Annotated in this window: 18 protein-coding genes; 10 read left to right on the top strand and 8 right to left on the bottom strand. The window is 65.8% G+C overall.

The features are described 5' to 3' along the window. Positions 1–5: 5 nt before the first annotated feature. The gene (locus tag AN936_RS21160) at positions 6–1,529 is read left to right on the top strand and encodes a PepSY-associated TM helix domain-containing protein (RefSeq protein WP_234715670.1); all 1,524 of its coding nucleotides are present in this window, start codon (positions 6–8) and stop codon (positions 1,527–1,529) included. Next, the gene (locus AN936_RS21155) at positions 1,526–1,810 is read left to right on the top strand and encodes a DUF3325 domain-containing protein (RefSeq protein ID WP_054589804.1); all 285 of its coding nucleotides are present in this window, start codon (positions 1,526–1,528) and stop codon (positions 1,808–1,810) included. The genes AN936_RS21160 and AN936_RS21155 overlap by 4 nt, the downstream gene beginning before the upstream one ends. Before the next feature lie 24 nt (positions 1,811–1,834). Here the strand turns inward: AN936_RS21155 and AN936_RS21150 are convergent, their stop codons facing one another. Then, positions 1,835–2,941 carry a DNA alkylation repair protein gene (locus AN936_RS21150; protein WP_054589803.1) on the bottom strand — a complete coding sequence of 369 codons (1,107 nt, stop codon included), beginning with the start codon at positions 2,939–2,941 and terminating at the stop codon, positions 1,835–1,837. 359 nt (positions 2,942–3,300) lie between these two features. Here AN936_RS21150 and AN936_RS21145 point away from each other — a divergent pair, with 359 nt between their 5' ends. Together AN936_RS21145 and AN936_RS21140 are read left to right on the top strand one after the other, a co-directional pair. Then, positions 3,301–4,194, top strand: a complete 894-nt coding sequence (locus AN936_RS21145; protein ID WP_054589802.1) for a TauD/TfdA dioxygenase family protein — start codon at positions 3,301–3,303, stop codon at positions 4,192–4,194. Then, positions 4,191–5,594 (top strand): FAD/NAD(P)-binding protein, encoded by a 1,404-nt coding sequence (locus AN936_RS21140; RefSeq protein ID WP_234715669.1) that lies wholly within the window; start codon positions 4,191–4,193, stop codon positions 5,592–5,594. The genes AN936_RS21145 and AN936_RS21140 overlap by 4 nt, the downstream gene beginning before the upstream one ends. On the opposite strand, the gene AN936_RS21135 is transcribed toward AN936_RS21140, so the two are convergent. The 3 genes from AN936_RS21135 to AN936_RS21125 form a co-directional block, all read right to left on the bottom strand. Continuing rightward, positions 5,591–6,322 carry a hypothetical protein gene (locus AN936_RS21135; RefSeq protein ID WP_234715668.1) on the bottom strand — a complete coding sequence of 244 codons (732 nt, stop codon included), beginning with the start codon at positions 6,320–6,322 and terminating at the stop codon, positions 5,591–5,593. The two genes, AN936_RS21140 and AN936_RS21135, sit on opposite strands and share 4 nt — an antisense overlap. Positions 6,323–6,335: 13 nt before the next feature. After that, on the bottom strand, positions 6,336–7,547 hold the full coding sequence (locus tag AN936_RS21130) for a toxic anion resistance protein (protein ID WP_054589800.1): 1,212 nt from the start codon (positions 7,545–7,547) through the stop codon (positions 6,336–6,338). Positions 7,548–7,721: 174 nt separating this feature from the next. Then, positions 7,722–8,672, bottom strand: a complete 951-nt coding sequence (locus tag AN936_RS21125; protein WP_054590474.1) for a bile acid:sodium symporter family protein — start codon at positions 8,670–8,672, stop codon at positions 7,722–7,724. Positions 8,673–8,736: 64 nt separating this feature from the next. Between AN936_RS21125 and AN936_RS21120 the strand changes: the two genes are divergently transcribed. Continuing rightward, positions 8,737–9,387 carry a 5'-methylthioadenosine/S-adenosylhomocysteine nucleosidase gene (locus AN936_RS21120; RefSeq protein WP_054589799.1) on the top strand — a complete coding sequence of 217 codons (651 nt, stop codon included), beginning with the start codon at positions 8,737–8,739 and terminating at the stop codon, positions 9,385–9,387. Beyond that, the gene (locus tag AN936_RS21115; RefSeq protein WP_054589798.1) at positions 9,384–10,025 is read left to right on the top strand and encodes a D-Ala-D-Ala carboxypeptidase family metallohydrolase; all 642 of its coding nucleotides are present in this window, start codon (positions 9,384–9,386) and stop codon (positions 10,023–10,025) included. Before AN936_RS21120 ends, AN936_RS21115 begins: the two co-directional genes overlap by 4 nt. Here the strand turns inward: AN936_RS21115 and AN936_RS21110 are convergent. Genes AN936_RS21110 through AN936_RS21100 form a run of 3 tightly spaced genes read right to left on the bottom strand, consistent with a single transcriptional unit; the run spans position 10,012 to position 12,924 of the window. After that, complete coding sequence (locus AN936_RS21110) at positions 10,012–11,019, bottom strand: cytochrome d ubiquinol oxidase subunit II (protein ID WP_054589797.1); 1,008 nt, start codon at positions 11,017–11,019, stop codon at positions 10,012–10,014. The two genes, AN936_RS21115 and AN936_RS21110, sit on opposite strands and share 14 nt — an antisense overlap. Continuing rightward, positions 11,016–12,401 (bottom strand): cytochrome ubiquinol oxidase subunit I, encoded by a 1,386-nt coding sequence (locus AN936_RS21105; protein ID WP_201782948.1) that lies wholly within the window; start codon positions 12,399–12,401, stop codon positions 11,016–11,018. The genes AN936_RS21110 and AN936_RS21105 overlap by 4 nt, the downstream gene beginning before the upstream one ends. Further along, positions 12,388–12,924, bottom strand: a complete 537-nt coding sequence (locus tag AN936_RS21100) for a GbsR/MarR family transcriptional regulator (protein ID WP_054589796.1) — start codon at positions 12,922–12,924, stop codon at positions 12,388–12,390. The genes AN936_RS21105 and AN936_RS21100 overlap by 14 nt, the downstream gene beginning before the upstream one ends. A 272-nt stretch (positions 12,925–13,196) precedes the next feature. On the opposite strand from AN936_RS21100, the gene typA reads away from it, so the two are divergent. The 3 genes from typA to AN936_RS21085 all read left to right on the top strand — a co-directional run bounded on the left by typA (position 13,197) and on the right by AN936_RS21085 (position 17,278). Further along, positions 13,197–15,029, top strand: a complete 1,833-nt coding sequence (gene typA, locus AN936_RS21095; protein ID WP_054589795.1) for a translational GTPase TypA — start codon at positions 13,197–13,199, stop codon at positions 15,027–15,029. Positions 15,030–15,113: 84 nt separating this feature from the next. After that, on the top strand, positions 15,114–16,727 hold the full coding sequence (locus tag AN936_RS21090) for an NAD(P)/FAD-dependent oxidoreductase (RefSeq protein ID WP_054589794.1): 1,614 nt from the start codon (positions 15,114–15,116) through the stop codon (positions 16,725–16,727). Next, positions 16,724–17,278: a pseudouridine synthase gene (locus AN936_RS21085; RefSeq protein WP_054589793.1), complete on the top strand. Its 555-nt coding sequence runs from the start codon at positions 16,724–16,726 to the stop codon at positions 17,276–17,278. Before AN936_RS21090 ends, AN936_RS21085 begins: the two co-directional genes overlap by 4 nt. 57 nt (positions 17,279–17,335) lie before the next feature. On the opposite strand, the gene AN936_RS21080 is transcribed toward AN936_RS21085, so the two are convergent. After that, a complete protein-coding gene (locus AN936_RS21080) occupies positions 17,336–18,652 on the bottom strand; it encodes an AAA family ATPase (protein ID WP_084758571.1) in 1,317 nt (438 codons plus the stop codon). A 523-nt stretch (positions 18,653–19,175) separates the two neighbouring features. On the opposite strand from AN936_RS21080, the gene AN936_RS21075 reads away from it, so the two are divergent. Further along, positions 19,176–20,258, top strand: a complete 1,083-nt coding sequence (locus AN936_RS21075) for a hypothetical protein (RefSeq protein WP_054589791.1) — start codon at positions 19,176–19,178, stop codon at positions 20,256–20,258. Positions 20,259–20,277: the final 19 nt, after the last annotated feature.

Below are 20,277 nucleotides of genomic sequence, written 5' to 3'. Positions count from 1 at the left end.
AATCGATGGCGTGGCTCCACACCTGGACGGGGCTGGTGCTCGGCTGGCTGCTCTATGCCATTTTCGTCACCGGCACCTCGGCCTATTTCCAGGAAGAGACCACCCAGTGGATGACGCCCGAGATCGGCAGCATCGCGGTCGACAGCGACAAAAGCTATGCCGCGGCGGCCGACTGGCTCGCGCGCAAGGCGCCGGGTGCGACCGAATGGTCGATCTATCGCGCCGGCCAGCGCGCGCCGGGCCTGCAACTCTATTGGGCGAACGGCCCCGACGCCCCCGCCGACGCACCGACCGAGGCGCGGCTCGACCGGCAGGGCCGCGAAGTGACGGCGCGCGATACGCGCGGCGGCTATTTCCTGTACCGCTTCCATTACGACCTGCACTACATCAACTGGTATTGGGCGCGGTGGCTGGTCGGGATTGCCGCGATTGCGATGCTGGTGGCGATCCTTTCGGGCATCGTCACGCACAAGAAGATCATCGCCGACTATTTCATGCTGCGGCTGGGCAAGGGGCAGCGGAGCTGGCTCGACGTCCATAATGCGTCGAGCGTATTGTTCCTGCCTTTCATCCTGATGATCACCTATACCGGCCTCGTATCGCTGGCGACGCACTATATGCCATGGGGGATCGCGGCCAATTACGCCGACACCGACAAATTCTATGCCGCCGCCTTCCCCTATCCCGATCCGCCCGAAAAGAGCGGTCCCGCTCCCCTCGCGCCGATCGGACCGATGGTCGCGGCGGCCGAACACCAGTGGGGCACCGCGGCGGGCGGTGTCCGCATCCTCAACCCCGGCGACCGCAGCGCGCAGGTGATCGTATCGAGCGGCGTCGACAACAGCCTGTCGGCGCGGCCGCGTTCGCTGACTTTCGACGGCGTCACCGGGCGGGTGGTCGGCCGGCACGACCCGTCGGGTGCCGCGACGACCACCGAAGGGGTGATGATCGGCCTCCACGCCGGCCGCTATGCCCGGCCGGTGCTGCGCTGGCTTTACCTGCTGTCGGGCCTTGCCGGCTGCGTGATGGTCGCATCGGGGCTGATATTGTGGACGGTCAAGCGGCGCACCCGGCTGGCCGATCCCGACAAGCCGCATTTCGGCTTCCGGCTGGTCGAGAAACTCAACATCGGCGCGATCGTCGGACTGCCGCTCGGCATCGCCGTCTATTTCCTTGCCAACCGCCTGCTTCCCGTCGCGCTCGCCGGCCGCGCCGACCACGAGATCGACAGCCTTTTCCTCGCCTGGCTCGCCGTCTTCGTCTGGGCCGCGGTGCGCCCGCCGCAGCGCGCCTGGGCCGAAACGACGGCGGCAACCGCGGCGCTGTTCGCCGCCGTCCCCGTCGTCAACGCGCTGACCACCGACCGCGGCCTGTTCGCCAGCCTCGCGGCGGGCGAGTGGATATTCGCCGGTTTCGACCTCGCAATGCTCGTCCTCGCCGCGGGCTTCTGGGCCGCACATCGCCGCATCGTCCGGCGCGCCGCGGAAGAAACGCCACGCCGCCGCCGCCGGGACGCCGCCCCGGCATGATCCACCTCGCGCTCCTCCTGCTCACCGCGGCCAGCCTCGTCTGCCTGTGCGCCGGCATCGCGCGGCATCAATCGGCGCTGTTCGGGCGCGCGTTGCCGGCGGGGCAAAGCCGGCTGCTCAAACGGGCCGGATGGGCAATGCTGGTCATCGCGACCGTCCTCGCCTGCGCCGTCCTCGGTTCGGGCTACGGGCTGGTCGAGGCGCTCGGCTTCGCCAGCCTCGGCGGCTTCGCCGCGATGGCGCTGCTCGCGCGCGCGAACCGGCAGCGCGGACGGCGCTGACCCGCCCCGGCCGAACCGGCGAGCTCAGTGCGGCGGCAGGATATCGAAAGCCGCGCGGGCCATCGTCTCGCCATTGACGATCAGTTCGACCTCGTGCCGGCCCGGATAGTGGCGGCGGGTGCTGAAATCGCGAATGACCTGCCGGATCGCCAGCGCAGCATCGGCACCAGTGGCAAGGTCGAACGTCCTGAGCTTGAAGACCTTCGCGCCGACCTTGCCGCCGGCGCGGGCGTAATGGATGCGGTAATCGACGACCAGCCGCTGCGCCTCGCCCGCGGTCGAGCGCAGTTCGGCACCGATCGACAGCGTATCGCCAAGCCGCACCGCCTGCGGTTCGACAGCAAAGCGGCGCACCGCAACGGCGGCCCCATGCCGCACCCCGATCAGCGCCAGCGCGCGCGGATCGCCCTGCTTGATCAGCGTGCGCAGCGCGTGGCGGACGATCCAGAGCGTATGCACATTGTCCACGGGCCAGCCTGCAAGGCGGGCCAGCAGCCAGTCGGGCCGATCCTTCGCGATATCGTTGAGATGGTTCGCGACCGATTTGCGGACATAAAGGCTGGGGTCGGCCTTCAGCATCTCGAGGATCGGCGCCGCCAGCGTCGGATCGGCCTTGAGCACCGGAACGCGCGCCGCCCACGGCAGCCGCGGCCGGCAACCTTCGCTGGCAAGGCGGCGGACATGCTCGTCGTCGCTGGCCGCCCAACCGGCCATGACGGCGAGCGTCCGGCCGGCGTCTTGCGCAAGGAAGGGCCGGACCGCAAACTCGGCGGTGCCGAAACGCGTCAGGTCGGCGAGCGCTTCCATCGACGCGGCGAAATGATCGAGGCCGTATCGCCCGACATATTCGGCAAGAGCGACCGCCTGAAAACCATGCGTCAACCGCGGCGCCATCGCGCGCAGCACATCCAGCGCCGCGTCATAGTCGCCGGGAAGCGCGGCATGGAGCGCATCGGCGATATGCCGCACCCGCTCCATGATCGACAGCTCGCCCAGCCCGTCCGACGCGGCGGCAAGGAAGGCCGCGCGATCGAAAAGCGGCGAAACGTCCGCCCCCGCATCGGCGATGATCGTCAAAGCCTGCGGGCCGAGGATGTCCTTCAGCAGCGGGGCGGGGGTGTCGTCGGCCATGGCGCCTGCATGGCCGAGATATGGGTATGGCGCCAGCCATCGATGGCGTCGATGGCGGGTTTCGGCCGGTTTTTGCCGTTTGGGCCAACCTTACCCGTTCGCATCGAGCGAAGTCGAGATGCCCCTCAGGCTGGGCGTAAGGCCGACGGGTGTCTCGACTTCGCTCGACACGAACGGAAATAGAGGACGGTCAGGAATCCACCCCAAAGCCGCCTTGCCTGCGGAACGCAGCCAGCCGCACATCCGGCGCATCTTATCGCGATAGACTTGTCAATTAAATTAGTTGAATTATGTTCCGGTCCGATCGGGACGTGATCCGAGTCGACCGAGCGCGCCCGTTATCGACCGAAAGGAGCCCCATGGCCACCCAGCTTGATACCCCCGACCTGTTCGAGGCCGCCCGCTCGCTTGGCATCGCCATCCTGCCCGCGACCCCGACGATCGGCGCCGAAATCGGCGGCCTCGACCTCGACCGGCCGCTGTCGTCCGAAGAGGCCGACCTGCTGCGCGCCGCCTGGCTGCGGTTCAAAGTCGTCTTTTTCCGCGATCAGGACATCAGCCATGAAAGCCATGTCCGGCTCGGCCGGCTGTTCGGCGAACTGGAGGGGCACCCGGTGATCCCGTCGGTGGCGGGTTATCCCGAGATCCTGCGCATCGAGGGTGTCGAAGGCGTCCAGCTCACCGCCGCGACGCTGGCACCCTTTCAGGCCTATAACAAATGGCACACCGACGTGACCTTTCGCGAGCGGCCTTCGATCGCGTCGATCCTGCGTGCCCGCATCCTGCCGCCGCTGGGCGGTGATACGATGTGGGCGGACACAGTGGCCGCATATGCCGGACTGCCGCAACCGGTGAAGGACCGGATCGAGGGGCTGGAGGCCGAACACGACATCGTCCGCAGCTTCGGCGGCCGCGTCAGCGAGGAAAAACGGGCCCAGCTTGCGCAGGATTTTCCGCCGGTGCAGCATCCGGTGGTGCGCACGCATCCCGAAACCGGCGAAAAGATTCTCTACGTCAACTACACCTTCACCAGCCGCATCGTCGGCCTGCCCGAAGAGGAAAGCGACAGCCTGCTCCGCCTGCTGTTCGACCGGATCAAGGTGCCCGAATATCAGGTGCGCTTTCGCTGGACGGCGAACGCGATCGGCATCTGGGACAACCGGTCGACCCAGCATTATGCGGTCGGCGACTATTGGCCCGAGCATCGCGTGCTCGAGCGCGTGACCGTTTCCGGCGACGTGGTCACCCGGTGAATCTGGTCACCACCGAACTGCACGCGCCGCGCCCGCGTTTCCGCACCGCGACGCGCGTCGCGATCGTCGGCGCCGGTTTTTCGGGGACGATGCTCGCGCTGAACCTGCTCGAACAGGCCGATGTCGAGGTGTTGCTGATCGAACGCGACCGGCACCGGATGGGCGCCGGGGTCGCCTATAGCAGCAGCGAGAGCGCCCACCTCCTCAACGTCCGCGCCGGCAATATGAGCGCCTTTGCCGACCGGCCCGACCATTTCTGCGACTGGCTGGCCGCGCGCGGGCTGGGCTGCGACACCGCCTTCGTCACCCGCGCAACCTATGGCCGCTATTTGCGCGAGGCGCTGGCCATGGCGATGGAGCGCTATGGCCGGCGGTTGAAGCTCGTCGACGACGAGGTGCTCGATATCGAGGAGCGCGGCGGACAGGTCACGCTGGGGTTGGTCAACGGCGGGCTGATCGAAGCCGACCGCGCCGTGCTCGCGATCGGCAACCTGCCGCCGCACGACCCGCCCGCGGTCGCCGGCGCCGGACTGCCCGCGCACCGCTATATCGGCGATCCCTGGGCGGGCGATTTCACCGAGGGGCTGGCAAACGACGATCCGGTGCTGATCATCGGCACCGGGCTGACCGCGGTCGACGTCATCCTGCGCTTGACCGCGCAGGGCTTTTCCGGCCCGATCGTCGCGCTGTCGCGGCGCGGGCTGCGGCCCCATCGCCACCTCGACGGGCTGCCGCGTCCGCGGCCGGTGCTGGCAAAGCCCGCTCCCGAACTCTCCGAACTGGTGCACTGGGCGCGCGATGAAGCGGACCGGCACGACTGGCGGCTCGCCGTCGATTCGATCCGGCCGATCACCCAGATGATGTGGGCCTCGGCCGATGCCGAAAAGCGCGCGCGGTTCCTCCGCCATCTCCGCCCCTTCTGGGACGTCCATCGCCACCGCCTCGCGCCCGCGGTTGCCGACCGCATCGACGCGCTCGTCCAGTCGGGGCAGCTCGTCTTCCGCGCCGGCAAGATCGCCGCCGTGCGCGCCAACCCCGACGCGCTGGCCGTCGACTGGCGGCCGCGCGGGTCCGATGCAATCGAAACCCTTTACGCCGCGCGAATGATCAATTGCACCGGGCCGCAGGGCGACCTCCTGCGCTCGTCCGATCCGCTCGTCCGCCGCATGCTCGCCGCCGGTCGCATCCGTCCCGATGCGCTGCGGCTCGGGCTCGACATCGACCGCGACGGGCATGTCGTCGATGCGAAGGGCCACGCCTCCGAACATATCCTTGCGATCGGGCCGATGACCCGCGGCGATCTGTGGGAAGTGGTCGCCGTCCCCGATATCCGCATCCAGGTCGGCGCGCTCGCGCGCCGGCTGGTCAACGCGCACTGGGTCGCGGGCGAAGGGCTCTAAACGGCGCCGCCGCCCGGCGCGTCTTCGCCCTCCAGCCCCTGATATTTGAGCTGGAGATAGCGCTCGCGCGTCGCGAGCTTGTCGAGTTCGCCCGCCGCAAGGCTCCGCGCCGCATGGCCGATCTCGCTTTCGAGCGTCTTCAGCCCGCCGATGAGCGTCTCGTCGGGTGTCCGCCCGGCATGCGCCTCGCCGCGCAGGCCCGCCGGGATGCGCTGATAACCCGCAACGAGTTCGGGCAGGTCTTCGCCGACGAGCTTGCGAATATTCGCCGCCGCCGGGCTCGCCGCATCGAGCGTCTGGAGCTGCGGCGCAAGCAGGTCGAGCTGGACGCCGATGCCGTCGACGAGCTGGCGCGCCGGCGCCGGGAGCGCCGGCCGCTGCGCCTCGAGCCAGATTTCGGTACGCCCCGCGAGTTGCTTCAGATCGGCCTTGGGTAAATCGGCTTGGCGCGGTTCGGGAAAGGGCGGCCATTTGCCGAACAGCACCGCGACCCCGATCAACAGCACGAACAGCGCGAGCAGGCCGACGAAGCCAAGCGGCTGGATCAGCGCCCCGAACAGCGCCGCGCCGATCAGCACGATACCGCCCGCGACGAGCACCCGGCCGAGCTTCTTGTACAAATGCTGGCGGCGCAGCGCGACGCTCTTGGTGCCGATCGGGCGTCGCCGCTCGCGCGACCGCTCGATCGCCGATGCCGCCGACAACCGGACCTTGTCGACTTCGCTCATGCTCATGGTCCGCCTAGCCTTCGAGTGCGGCGAGCGGACTGTCGGCGCCGCCGACGCTCGCCTGCGCCTGGCTCGCGCCCTCGGCGCGCGCGATATAGCCCTTCGACTTCGCGACCTCGCCCTCCAGCGTCGTCACCGTCGTCTTCATGCTGTCGAGCGCCTTCAGCTTGAAGGTGTCGATCGCGTCCATCGTGTCATAGATATTCTGGAAGGCGCGCTGCAGCGTTTCCATCGGGATCGTGCTCGACGCCGCCTGCTCGTGGATGCGCGCCGTATTGTCCTTGAGCATTTTCGACGTCCCATCGATGATGTTCGCGGTCGTCGTGTTCAGCGCGGTGATCTGTTCGAGCACCAGCTTCTGGTTCGTCATCGCCTGCGCGACGGTGATCGCGGTCTTGAGCGCGCCGACGGTGGTGGTCGAGGCGCGGTCGACGCCCTTCACCAGCTCGACATTGTTCTTCTTGACGAGGTCGAGCGCCAGATAGCCCTGCACCGTCACCGCCATTTGCGTCAGCAGATCCTGCGTCCGCTGGCGGGCATAGAACAGCGCATTCTCGCGGATCACCTTGGCCTTGGCGGGGTCGACGCCGTCGAGTTCGTTCGCTTTCGCTTCCAGTTTTTCGTCAAGCGTCTGGGCGATGTGGACCATCTGCTCGAGCTTGCCCATCACTTCCCACAGCTTGCGGCGTTCGACGTCGATGGCGGCATTGTCCATCAACAGCTCGTCCTTGCCGTTGGCCAGCGCGGTCAGGATGCCGCCGATATGCGTCTGCGCGCTGCGATATTGCGCGAAATAATTGCCGACCTTGCCGCCGAAGAGCTTGTCGAAAAATCCCCGCTTGGTCAGGAACTTGCCGTTCGCCGACGGATCGAGCCGCTCGACGGTGTTCCGCAGCTCGATCAGATTCTGGCCGATGTCGGTGTCGCGGTCCATCGCCTTGATCGGGCGGTCGAGGAAACGGTTCGACTGGTTCGCCGCCTCCAGCATTTCCTTGCGGCCCATGTTGGTGATCTGGTCGACCTTTTGCCCGAAGGCGGGCGAATTGACGTCCTGCGCGACGAGGTCGTCGATGAAGCCGTCGACGCGTTCCTCGAGCTTCGATTTCTGCTCGGTCGACAGCGGGACAAGACCGGCGGCCTTTTCGGGCGCGACCACAGGCACGGGATCGGGCGGGGTCAGCTTCAGTTCGTCGGTCGCGGTGGCCGTTGCGGTCGCTTCGCTCATTCGTCTTCCTTCCAAGCACCCAAGTCTGCCAAGGCGCCGCATCCCTATATGGCACGCGGACCTGTGTTATTCAAGCACTACACCAACGATGGTCGCGGTGCCGGCCCGCTGCCCCACCCAGCCTCCCATAGCATAGTCTGTCGGGAGGCTGGGTGGGGGAGCGGGCCGGCACCGCTAATTCTGCTTCATCACCGGCGCGATCCATGCCGACAGGATCAGCTGCGCCATATGATAGACGAGGATCGGAACCAGCACCATGCCGGCGACGGCGGGCGGGAACAGCGTCGCGGCGAGCGGCGCGCCGACCGCGATGCTTTTCTGGGCGCCCGAAAAGAGCAAAGTGATGCGGTCGGCGCGCGCGAGCTTCAGCAGCCCGCCGGACAGCCAGGCGCCGCCGAAGGACAGCGCGAGCAATATGGCGACCGCGGCGCCGACGATCGCGACCTCGCGTCCGTCGAGCAATTGCCAGATCCCCGCGACGACCGCCGCCGAAAAGGCGACATAGACCGCGATCGCGATCGCGCTGCGGTCCATGAAGGTGGCCAGACCGCGATGCGCGAGCACCCGCGGCCGCAGCCAGCGCTGCACGAGCTGCCCGGCGACGAACGGCAGCAGCAGGATCGACACGATGCGCAGCACCGCCTCGCCGTGAATCTCGCCCGCGCTGCCGGCGAGCGCAGCGAAGAGCAAGGGCGACAGCGCGACGCCGGTGAGATTGAGCAGCGCCGCCGCGACGACGCTCGCCGCGACATTGCCCCCGGCAAGGCTGCTCGCTGCGGTCGCCGACTGGACGGTCGAGGGCAATATGCCGAGGAACAGGAAGCCGAGCGCGAGCGTCGCGGGGAGCAGCGGCGCGGTCGCCGCCTGCGCTGCGAGACCGAGCAAGGCCATGACGCCGAAGCAGAAAGCGAGCGCCGCGCCCTGCAATTTCCAGTTTCGGATGCCGTGCAGCACCTCCTCGCGCGGCAAGCGGACGCCGTTCAGGAAAAACAGAAAGACGATCGCCGCGGTGGAAACGCCCTGCGCGACGGGCACCGCCGCGCCGCGCACCGGCAGCAGGCTGGCGAGCAGGACCGTCGCAAACAGCACGGGGACGAAACGGTCGGGGAAGATACGCGAAATCATCGGCACGAGCGATGGCGGCGCGATGCGCGCTTGGCAAGGCCGCACGGCGCGATAGACCGGCACGATGGCTCGCATCCTGATTCTCGCCGCGCTGCCCGAAGAGGCCGACGCCCTGTTTCCCGCCAGCGGACAGCACGAAGCAGGCCCGTTTGCCATCCGCCGCCTCGTCGCGCACGGCCACGATCTTTCCATCGCCACCTGCGGGCTCGGCAAGGTCAACGCCGCGCTGGCTGCGGGCCTGCTCGGTGCCGAGGCCGATCTGCTGATGATGAGCGGCACCTGCGGCGCGCTCGGCGCGGCACCCGGCGCCTACTGGCTTGCCGAGGCGCTCCAGCATGATTATGGCGCGACGCATCCCGGGCTGTTTCACCGCTACCGCGCCGGCGAATGGCCGATGGGCGAGCCCGCAGAGGCACATTTTTCGGCGATGCCCGATCCCGGCCTCGGCCTGCCGCACGCCCGCATCGCCAGCGGCGACAGTTTCGTCGCCTGCCCCGACGCCGCCGCCGACCTCAGGTCGCTCGGCGCGACGCTCGTCGACATGGAGGTCGGCGCGGTCGCGCAGGCCGCCGCGCGGCTGGGCAAGCCCTGGGCGGCGATCAAGGCGGTCACCGACGAGGCGAACGGCGACAGCGGCGGCGATTTTCAGGCGAACCTGATCCGCGCGGCCCGACTGGCGGCGACCGAGGTCGAGCGGCTGGTCATGATGCTGTGAAGCGGGCGCTGGCCGCCGCGCTGTTGCTGATCGTCGCGGCTGCCGCAATCTGGCTGCTGCTGACCCGCTCGGGTGCCCCCATCGCGCGCACGGTGCCGCAGCAGGATGCCGACCTGTTCGCCGTCTGGCGCCTCGGCGCGGCGAAGGACGAGGTGGTCGCCATCGAGGCCTATCTGCAACGCGAAGGCGTCGCCGATATCCTCCCGCTCGCCGATATCCTGCGCAGCGACGCGCGCTGGCGGACGTGCAAGGCGGCCCAGCCTTTCGCCGTCCCGCCGCGCCGGCTTTGGCCGGCGATCGTGCCGACCTTGCGTTACATCCGCGACGAACTGGTCCCCGTCACCGGCCCGCTCCGTGTCGTCTCGGGCTACCGCGACCCCGCCGCCAATAGCTGTTTCAGGGGCGCCAGGGCGAGTCGCCACCTCCGCTTCGCCGCGCTCGACCTGATGCCGGTGCGCGCGCTTTCGCGCGCCGACCTGATCGCCAGGCTCTGCCCGCTCCATGCCCGTACCGGCGCGCGCGACAAGGTCGGGCTGGGCATCTACACGATCACGCGCTTTCATATCGACACGGCGGGCTATCGCCGCTGGGGCGCCGATTACAGCAGCGCAACCTCGCCCTGCCTCATTCGTAGCTGAGATGCGTCGCCTTGCCCCGGAAAATCCAGTGCGCGAGGATCGAATAGCCGAGGATCACCGGCAGCACGAACAGCGCGCCGATCAGGATGATGCTCAGCGATTCCGGGCTCGCGGCGGCCTGCCAGATGTCGAGCCGGTCGGCGATCAGATAGGGGTAGAAGCTGTAGGCGATGCCGACGAAGCCGAGCGCGAACAACAGGCCTGCCGCGGCGAGCGGCACCCATGACAGTTCGTCGTTGGGACGCAGCGGACGGCGAAGGAAGATCGCAAGGCCGATAAACAGCGTCGCAGCGGCAATCGGGATCGGCAGCAGCGCGATAATCTCGGGCAGGCCGAACCACCGCTCGAAAATCCGTTCCGACATCAGCGGGGTCGCGACCGAAATCACCGCCATCGCAAGCGCGGTCAGCCACAGCGTGACCTGCGCCCAGCGCACCGCACGCTGTTGCAGCTCGCCCTCGACCTTGTAGATCAGCCAGCAGGCGCCGATGAACAGATAACCGGCGACGAGACCGAGCGCCGCGAGCAGGCAGAACGCAACCGCAGCCACGCTCTGGTCGAAACCCAGCACATAGGCGCCGAGCATATAGCCCTGGCAAAGCGCGGTGAGCAGCGAGCCGCCGAAAAACGCCTTGTCCCACCAATGCTTGTGATAGGCGGGCACCTTGGCGCGGAATTCGAAGGCGACCCCGCGCAGGATCAGCCCGACGAGCATCAGGACGACCGGCAGGTAAAGCTGGGTCAGGATGAGCCCGTGCGCGACCGGAAAGGCGACGAGCAGCAGCCCGATGCCGAGCACCAGCCAGGTCTCGTTGGCGTCCCAGAAGGGGCCGATCGACGCGACCATCAGATCGCGTTCCTTGTCCTTTTCGAGCGGCGTCAGCATGCCGACGCCGAGGTCGTAACCGTCGAGGATGACATAGAGCAGGATCGAGAGGCCCATCAGCCCGGCGAAGATGATGGCCAGATAGGGGGCTGCGAGGAAGGGCGTCATGGCTTCATCTCCAGCGCTTTCGCGGCGCCTTCGCCGCCGCCCGGCATCGGGAACATCGGCTTGGCATCGGGGGCCGCATTGCCCATCCGGGCCAGACGATAGAGCACGAGGATATAGGCGGCGAGCAGCACCGCATAGACCGCGAGATAGAGCGTCAGCGAGCTCGCGACCATCGTCGATCCGACCGGCCCGACCGCGTCGGCGGTCTTCAGCACGCCCGAGACCAGCCATGGCTGGCGCCCGATCTCGGTCACATACCAGCCCGCGAGCGTCGCGCCCCACCCGGCGAAGGTCATCGCCACGAGCACCCATGCCAGCCAGCGCGGCAAGCCGTCGACGCCGCGGCGGGCGATGCGGAACGCCGCCAGCCACGAAACGGCGAGCATCAGCACGCCGATGCCGACCATGATGCGAAAGCCCCAGAACAGCGGTGCCACGGGCGGGTGATTGCCGCGGTAATCGTCGAGCCCCGGAACGACGCCGCTGCGGCTATGCTTGAGGATCAGGCTGGCGCCAGACGGAATCGCGATTTCCATATGATTGGTGCGCGCCTCGCTGTCGGGGATGGCAAAGAGGACGAGCGGAACATGGCTGCGCGTTTCCCAATTGGCCTCCATCGCCGCCACCTTCTGCGGCTGATGTTCCAGCGTGTTGAGCCCGTGCTGGTCGCCGATGAAAATCTGCACCGGGATCAACAGCGCCGCGGCATAGATGGCGGCCTTCAATGTCCGCCGCACGCCTTCGCCGCCGCCGTCCTTCAACCAGCGCCATGCGCTCATCCCCGCGATCAGGAAGGATACGGTGAGCGCCGAGGCAAGCAGCATGTGCGTGAGGCGATAGGGCATCGACGGATTGAAGACGATCGCCCACCAGTCGGTCGCGTGGACGACGCCGTCGCGGATCTCGTAACCCACCGGCGTCTGCATCCAGCTATTGAGCACGATGATCCAGAAGGCCGACAGCGTCGTGCCGCCCGCGACCAGCAGCGTCGCCATCGTGTGCACCCAATTGGGGACGCGGCTGAAACCGAACAGCATGATGCCGAGGAACACCGCCTCGAGGAAAAAGGCGGTGAGCACCTCATAAGCGAGCAGCGGCCCCGCGACATTGCCGACCTTTTCCATATAGCCCGGCCAGTTGGTGCCGAACTGGAAGCTCATCGTGATGCCCGAGACGACGCCCATCGCAAAGCTCAGCGCGAAGACCTTCACCCACAGGCGATAGGCGTTCATCCACGCGCCGTCTTTCGTGCGATTATAGGCGAGCTTGAAGCCGAGCAGCGCCCAGCCGAGCGCGATGGTGATCGTCGGGAAGAGGATGTGGAAACTGATGTTCGCGGCAAACTGGATGCGGGCGAGGATCAGCGGGTCAATCGCGTCCATCGTCGATCTCCTTCAAACCCTGGCCTTTCCCGCGGCCGAGCATCCGGTCCTTGAACTCCAGCGCCTTTACCACACGCGACCCCAACCGCAAAAGCTGCAGCAGCCGCTCGTTGTCGAGCCGCTGCATTTCGGCATACCAGTCGGTGAGCAGCTCGATCTGTTCGTGCATCGCCGCCATCCGTTCCTGCGCGAAGCGGTCGGCGGGGTCGGTCGCGGGCTCCAGCATCAGCCCGCGCAGCGTCGTCAGCGTCGGGTCGATCTCGCGCTTCTTGCGCTCCTCGACCAGCGTGCGGAAAATCGCCCAGACGTCGCGCGGCGTCTCATAATAGTCGCGCCGGTCGCCGGGCAGGTGGCGGAGCTGGACGAGCTTCCAGCTTGCGAGCTCTTTCAATCCCATCGACACGCTGCCGCGCGACAGGCTCAGCGCCTCGCTGATCTCCTCGGCATGGCGCGGCACCTCGGCGAGGAAGAGCATCGCATAGATTTGCCCCACGGTGCGGTTGATCCCCCAGCGACTCCCCATCTCGCCGAAATGCAGGACGAACGCCTGCGCTAGCGGGGAGAGCCGGCACGGCGGAGACAGAGAGTCGGGGGCGGACGACGGTTCCACGCGACTCAAATACGGGATAATTTCTGAAGTTTCAATAATTATTGAAACTTTGCTTCGCCGCGTCACGCTGTGCGGCACCTTCGCCAACTTCGGCAATTTCGTTGCGCCGCAGCATCGCTTCTGTTAGGGGCGCGGCGTTTCGCGGCGCCTCGGGCGCTGCCTCCTTCCATCAAGGCTTTTTCCGCATGTCTTTGCGCAATATTGCGATCATCGCACACGTCGATCATGGCAAGACGACCCTCGTCGACCAGCTGTTCCGCCAGTCGGGCACCTTCCGCGACAACCAGCGCGTCGAAGAGCGTGCGATGGATTCGAACGACCTCGAAAAGGAACGCGGGATCACCATTCTCGCGAAGTGCACCAGCGTCGAGTGGGGCGAAGGCGCCGACCAGACGCGCATCAACATCGTCGACACGCCGGGCCACGCCGACTTCGGCGGCGAGGTCGAGCGCATCCTCAGCATGGTCGACGGCGTGATCCTGCTCGTCGACGCGGCGGAAGGCCCGATGCCGCAGACCAAGTTCGTGACCGGCAAGGCGCTCGCGCTCGGCCTTAAGCCGATCGTCGTCGTCAACAAGATCGACCGCAGCGACGCGCGCGCCGCCGAAGTGCTCGACGAAGTGTTCGAACTCTTCCTCGCGCTCGAAGCCAATGACGAACAGCTCGACTTCCCGATCCTCTATGCCTCGGGCCGCGGCGGCTATGCCTCCGAAAGCCCCGACGCACGCGAAGGCACGCTCGAGCCGCTGTTCAAGACGATCGTGTCGCACGTGCCCACGCCTGGCCTCGACGAGGATGCGCCCTTCACCTTCCTTGCGACGCTGCTCGACCGCGACAATTTCATCGGCCGCATCCTGACCGGGCGCGTCCAGTCGGGCACGGTCAAGGTCAACCAGCCGATCCACGCGCTCGACATGGACGGCAAGGTGATCGAAACCGGCCGCGCGTCGAAGCTGCTCGCGTTCCGCGGGCTCGAGCGCGTCCCCGTCGAGGAAGCGAAAGCGGGCGACATCGTGGCGATCGCGGGCCTGACCAACGCGACCGTCGCGAACACGATCGCCGACACCAGCGTCAGCGAGCCGATCGCCGCGCAGCCGATCGATCCGCCGACGCTGTCGATGCGCTTCGCCGTCAACGACTCGCCGATGGCGGGCCGCGAGGGCAGCAAGGTCACGAGCCGCATGATCCGCGACCGCCTGCTCCGCGAAGCCGAAACCAATGTCGCGATCCGCATCACCGAAAGCGCCGACAAGGACAGCTTCGACGTCGCGGGCCGCGGCGAGCTCCAGCTCGGCGTGCTCATCGAAACGATGCGCCGCGAAGGCTTCGAACTTGGCATCAGCCGCCCGAAGGTGCTGTACGGCGAGGACGAGGCCGGCAAGCGCACCGAACCCTATGAAACCGTCGTCATCGACGTCGACGACGAACATTCGGGCACGGTCGTCGAGAAGATGCAGATCCGCAAGGCCGACCTCACCGACATGCGCCCGTCGGGCGGCGGCAAGACGCGCATCACCTTCTCGGGGCCCTCGCGCGGCCTGATCGGCTATCATGGCGAATTCCTGTCCGACACGCGCGGCACCGGGATCATGAACCGCCTGTTCGAGAAATATGGCCCGCACAAGGGCAACATCGAAGGCCGCAAGAATGGCGTCCTGATCTCGAACGGCAATGGCGAGGCCGTCGCCTACGCGCTCGGCCCGCTCGAAGAGCGCGGCATCCTGTTCGTCTCGCCCGGCGAGGCGCTCTATGAGGGCATGATCATCGGCGAGAACGCCAAGCCCGAGGATCTCGAGGTCAACCCGATGAAGTCGAAGCAGCTCACGAACTTCCGTTCGACGGGCAAGGACGACGCGATCCGCCTCACCCCGCCGAAGCGCATGACGCTCGAACAGGCGATCGCCTATATCGACGACGACGAGATGGTCGAAGTGACCCCGAAGAACATCCGCATCCGCAAGGCGCTGCTCGATCCGCACGAGCGCAAGAAAGCGTCGCGCAAGAAGGAAGCGGCATAAGGATCAGGAGGCGGTCAGCGATGGCCGCCCCTTTTCTTTTCGAACGGCGTTTCCCCCGGCCGGGTTCAGCATTACAGGCGGACGATGCTTCGCCTGACCGAACTGACCTTGCCGCTGCACCATGCGCCGGAGGATTTGCCCGCCGCGATCTGCAGGCGGCTGCGCATTTCCCCGCGCGAGCTGATCCGCCACGTCGTCGCGCGCCGCGCCAACGATGCGCGCGACAAGACGAACATCAAGCTGATCTATTCGGTCGACGTCAATGTGAAGGACGAGGGTGCGGTGCTCGCGCGCTTTCGCAAGGACCGCAACGTCCAGCAGACCCCGAACACCGCGTATAAATTCATCACGCAGGCGCCGAAGGGGATCAAGCGGCCGGTCGTCGTCGGCGCGGGGCCGTGCGGGCTGTTCGTCGGACTGATCCTCGCGCAAATGGGCTTCCGCCCGATCATCCTCGACCGCGGCAAGATCGTGCGCGAGCGCACGAAGGATACATGGGATTTGTGGCGGCGCGGCGTGCTCCACCCCGAATCGAACGTCCAGTTCGGCGAGGGCGGCGCGGGCACCTTTTCCGACGGCAAACTCTACAGCCGGATCAAGGACCCGCGGCATCTCGACCGCAAGGTGCTGACCGAGTTCGTCAAGGCGGGCGCGCCGCCCGAAATATTGACCGAGGCGCACCCGCATATCGGCACCTTCCGGCTGGTGACGATGGTCGAAAGCCTGCGCGAGACGATCGAGGGGCTGGGCGGCGAATATCGCTGGCAGCACAAGGTCGACGGGCTCGATATCGCCAGTGACGGCGCGGGCGAACGCCGCGTCCAGGGCGTGCACCTGAGCAATGGCACCCATATCGAGGCCGACCGCGTCGTCATGGCGATCGGCCACAGCGCGCGCGACACCTTCGCGATGCTGCAGGCGGCGGGGGTGCATGTCGAGGCGAAGCCCTTTTCGATCGGCGTCCGCATCGAGCATCCGCAATCGTGGATCGACGCCTCGCGCTTCGACGCCGACGCGGGCAATCCGATCCTCGGCGCCGCCGAATATCATATCTCGCACCACTGCAAGAACGGCCGCACCGTCTACAGCTTCTGCATGTGCCCCGGCGGCACCGTTGTCGCCGCGACGTCCGAGGAGCGCCGCGTCGCCACGAACGGCATGAGCCAATATTCGCGCAACGAACGCAACGCCAATTCGGGCTTCGTTGTCGCGATCGACCCCGCGCGCGACTATCCCGGCGACCCGCTCGCGGGCATCGCCTTCCAGCGGCACTGGGAATCGCTCGCCTTCGTCGCGGGCGGATCGAACTATCGCGCGCCCGCGCAGCGCGTCGGCGACTTTCTGAAGGGGCGCCCGTCGACCGCGCTCGGCAGCGTCGTCCCCTCCTATCGCCCCGGCGTCACCCCGACCGACCTCGCGCAATGCCTGCCCGCCTTCGCGGTCGAGGCGATGCGCGAGGCGATCCCGGTGTTCGGGCGCCAGATCGCGGGATACGACCATCCCGATGTGGTGATGACGGGGGTCGAGACGCGCACCTCCTCGCCCGTGCGCTTCACCCGCGGCGAGGATTTTCAGAGCCTGAACACCGCGGGGCTGTTTCCGGCGGGCGAGGGCGCGGGCTATGCCGGGGGCATATTGTCGGCGGCGGTCGACGGCATCAAGGTCGCCGAGGCGGTGGCGCGGAGCCTGATGCTGTGACGACGATCCTGTTCAACAAGCCGTGGGGCGTGCTGTCGCAATTCACCGACAAGAGCATGACCGCGAGCGCGGATGGGCCGCGCGCGACGCTGTCCGACTATATCGACGTGCCCGGCGTCTATCCGGCGGGGCGGCTCGATCGGGATAGTGAAGGCCTGCTGATCCTGACCGACGACGGCGCGCTGCAGGCGCGGATTTCGTCGCCGAAGCACAAGACGCCCAAAACCTATCTCGCGCAGGTCGAGGGCGAGCCCGACGACGCCGCGCTCGAAGCGCTGCGCCGCGGCGTCACGCTCAACGACGGCCCGACGCGCCCCGCGACCGTCCGCCGCATCGACCCGCCGATGCTGTGGGATCGCGACCCGCCGGTGCGATACCGCAAGAGCGTGCCCGATGCGTGGATCGAACTGACGATCACCGAAGGCCGCAACCGCCAGGTCCGCCGCATGACCGCCGCGGTCGGCTATCCGACGCTGCGGCTGGTGCGGTGGCGGATCGGGGCGTGGGAGATTGGGGAGCTGGCGTTGGGGGAATGGCGGGAGGTTGGATGAAAGTTTGGTCTGGCAGTGATTGGTCGTCCGGGGATGGCCTGCTTCGACGGGGCGACCCTAAGCTTCGATAGCTTGCGCTAGAGGAGTTACGAGCTTTGACACAAATTCATCCGCGTGCGTCGTATCCGGACCAATGCCACTCAAAACCTGATCGGACAGGTCAATCTTTCTTAAAGTCATATTCCCGATAGTGAGATTGTCACCGTCTATCGTCATATCCTCAATGTTACTTACGCCGCACGAGAACGCTTGGGCGACTAACTGAGGAGGATATACATATTCGATGCCGTTCTTATTCCACACTATAACGTTGGCTGCTTTCGCACCCATGGCGACAAGATCGGCTGCCGTTCCTGCTGTATGAACTGAGTCCAGCACGATAAAGGTCCGCTCTTGGAAAGGACTTTTGCGAATGTCTCCGAGCGAAGTGCACAGATTTCGAAATATGCGCTTCACGTCACCCTGCCCCTCAATGACGAGTATGCGCCTACCGGGAAATTGGTGCTGAAAAGATCGCTCAATGAACGGCCTGTCGGTCTTTCCTTCGCAAATTACGATTGCGGCCGGTAGGAACAAATCCTCTAAGCTGTTGCCGAGCATATTGAACTGAAGGCTGTGCAGCCGAGGCACCGTCGTCACCTGCTCGATGCCGATTTTGGCTCCATTTTTTGTAACAATGAAGTTGTTAGAGATGTTCCGCTTGTCGAGCATAAGATGAGAGTGGGTTGCGACGTATATCCCCTTCAAGTGAGGGAAAAACTCTTGCCGCTTGGCGGCGTCCGCAAAAAACCTAGCGAGCTCCCCTTGTAGTCTAGGCGATAGGCCAAGCTCCGGCTCGTCTATAAGAAGATATTGAAATTGCTCATCCAAGCACAGGCCCAGCAGGGTCATCAATAGGCGCGTTCCAGTGCTACCCGTTGCCAAATTTTGGCCATCCATGTCAACGTACCTAGGAGACAACTCATTGTCGGGATCACGCCGTTTCAGTGCAAAGGGAACCCCGATCATTTCAGCGCACAGCTTAAACAGCTTGGCCCGCTTTACATCCTTTAGACCGCCTATGATTCGCCCGAGATCGATGTAGTTATGTTCATAGTTATGTTCGGCGTTGTTGGCCTCATTAACAAAACTGCTGTGCCAACTGTCATAGTCGTTAGGATTAAAGCGCTGAGTTGCAATTTCAGTAACGTGATAAAAGCGATGTGGACCGGCCATGTAAGCACCCCGCCCTAATCGCATTTTTACATTTTTCAATATTAGAGACTTGCCACTATTGTTGCTGCCAGAAAATGTTGTGTAAAATGCTTCGCTTCTGGATTCAACAAATTCCGCAATCGGCGGTTCAAAAATAAGCTGATCGTTTGCTCGTATCATAAATGTCGCTCCAGATTTCCTTTTAATTGCGATCCTGTCTGAGAAAATCAATGCCCCAGTATCCCAGGAAAATTCGGGACCTAGGGTCAGGACCCATTAATTCCACGTTCGAGGCGTCGAAATGGCGAAGATATCCAGCTTGGGCGGATGCAGCGGGTAGCATCGCTACCCGCAAGGCCGCGCAGGCTGGAGATCGAAGCCATTTCGACGTCCCTTCGGGATTTGACCGATTTTGCCCATGGCTTCGTCGGAAAGGTTCGAAATATATCCATATTCCCTCACCTTTCCTCCTCGCCCTGAGCAAAATCGCCTCAAACCTCGAACGCGGAATTAATGGGTCCTGACCCTACAAACTAGATCTTCGCGCTTCTTAGAGGGTGCCCACCTTAATCAGACAGACACTGGCTAAAGTCGCGCGAAAAATCGCTAGCGATCAATGAAGAACAAACCATAAACAAACCCCTTTCCTACATTCCTCCACCCCGTCATATCCTGTCCGGTTTGACCAACAGGAGGGCGTATCATGCAGAATCGGACACCGATTGCGGCCGAAGCCCGGCCGCCGCTTCCCGAGTTCACGCCGGTGCCGCGCAAATATCGGCACGACGGGTGGACGCCCGAGCGGCAGAAGGCGTTTATCGGGGCGCTCGCCGATACCGGGTCGGTCAGCCGCGCCGCCGCGATGGTCAATATGGCGCAGACGAACTGCTATACGCTGCGGCGTGCGCCGGGCGCGGAGAGCTTTCGGCGGGCGTGGGAGGCGGCGCTCGATTTCGGGGTCGCGCGGCTGAAGGATATCGCGTTCGAACGCGCGATCGACGGCTATCTGGTGCCTGTCTTTGTCGGCGAGAAGCTGATGGGGTTCCGGCGGCGGTACAATGACGCGCTGCTGATGTTCTGCCTGCGCCATTACGGACAGGATGCAGGCGGCAAGCGGACGGTGATCAACTATTTCTCGACGCGCGCCAGTGCCGGGTCCTTCGAGACGCCGCTGCGCGGCTCCGCAGGACAAACGGAGGTTGGCGTCGGAGACGCCGCGGCGGCGGGCGCGGTGGCCGAGGCGTCGACGACGACGGTGCGGACGGTGATCCACGGGGGCGCGGCGGGGACGGGCGATCCGGCGGCGGGGCAAGATGCGGCGGCGGCGCTGCTGGACGGTTTCGGCGGGGTGGCGCTCGACGCGCAGGCGACGGCGGAGATCGACGCGGCATTGCTCGCGCTCGCCGCACGGCAGCGGGCGCTGATCGCCGCCGTCGATGCGGGCGGACCCGACGCGATCGCGATGCAGCTCGGCGATCCGGGCGTCGAACTGGTGCGGATGGATGACAAGGCCATGCCCTATTACGGGCCGTTGCAGGTGCATGAGGGGCCGGCCGATGCCGAGCCGGTGCAGCGCTTTGCGGGCGAGGCCGACTGGGTTTCGGCGGGGGGCGATATTCCCGACGCCTATCTGGCGTGGATCGAGGCGGCCGAGGCGCGCGGCGAGCGGGTGCCGGCGGTGCCGCTGACGCCGCCGGTCGCAGACGGGGTAGCCGAAGTGAAGAAGACGCCTTCGTGGCGGCAGCGGCGAAAGGCGGCGCAGGCCACGGATCGCGACCCGATTTGACGCTGGCGGCGGTAAAGCG

Origin of the sequence: Sphingopyxis macrogoltabida (assembly GCF_001307295.1) — a bacterium.
GTDB lineage: Bacteria > Pseudomonadota > Alphaproteobacteria > Sphingomonadales > Sphingomonadaceae > Sphingopyxis > Sphingopyxis macrogoltabida_B.
The sequence above is the reverse complement of the archived record's forward strand: the minus strand, read 5'-3'. Positions and strand labels throughout refer to the sequence as shown.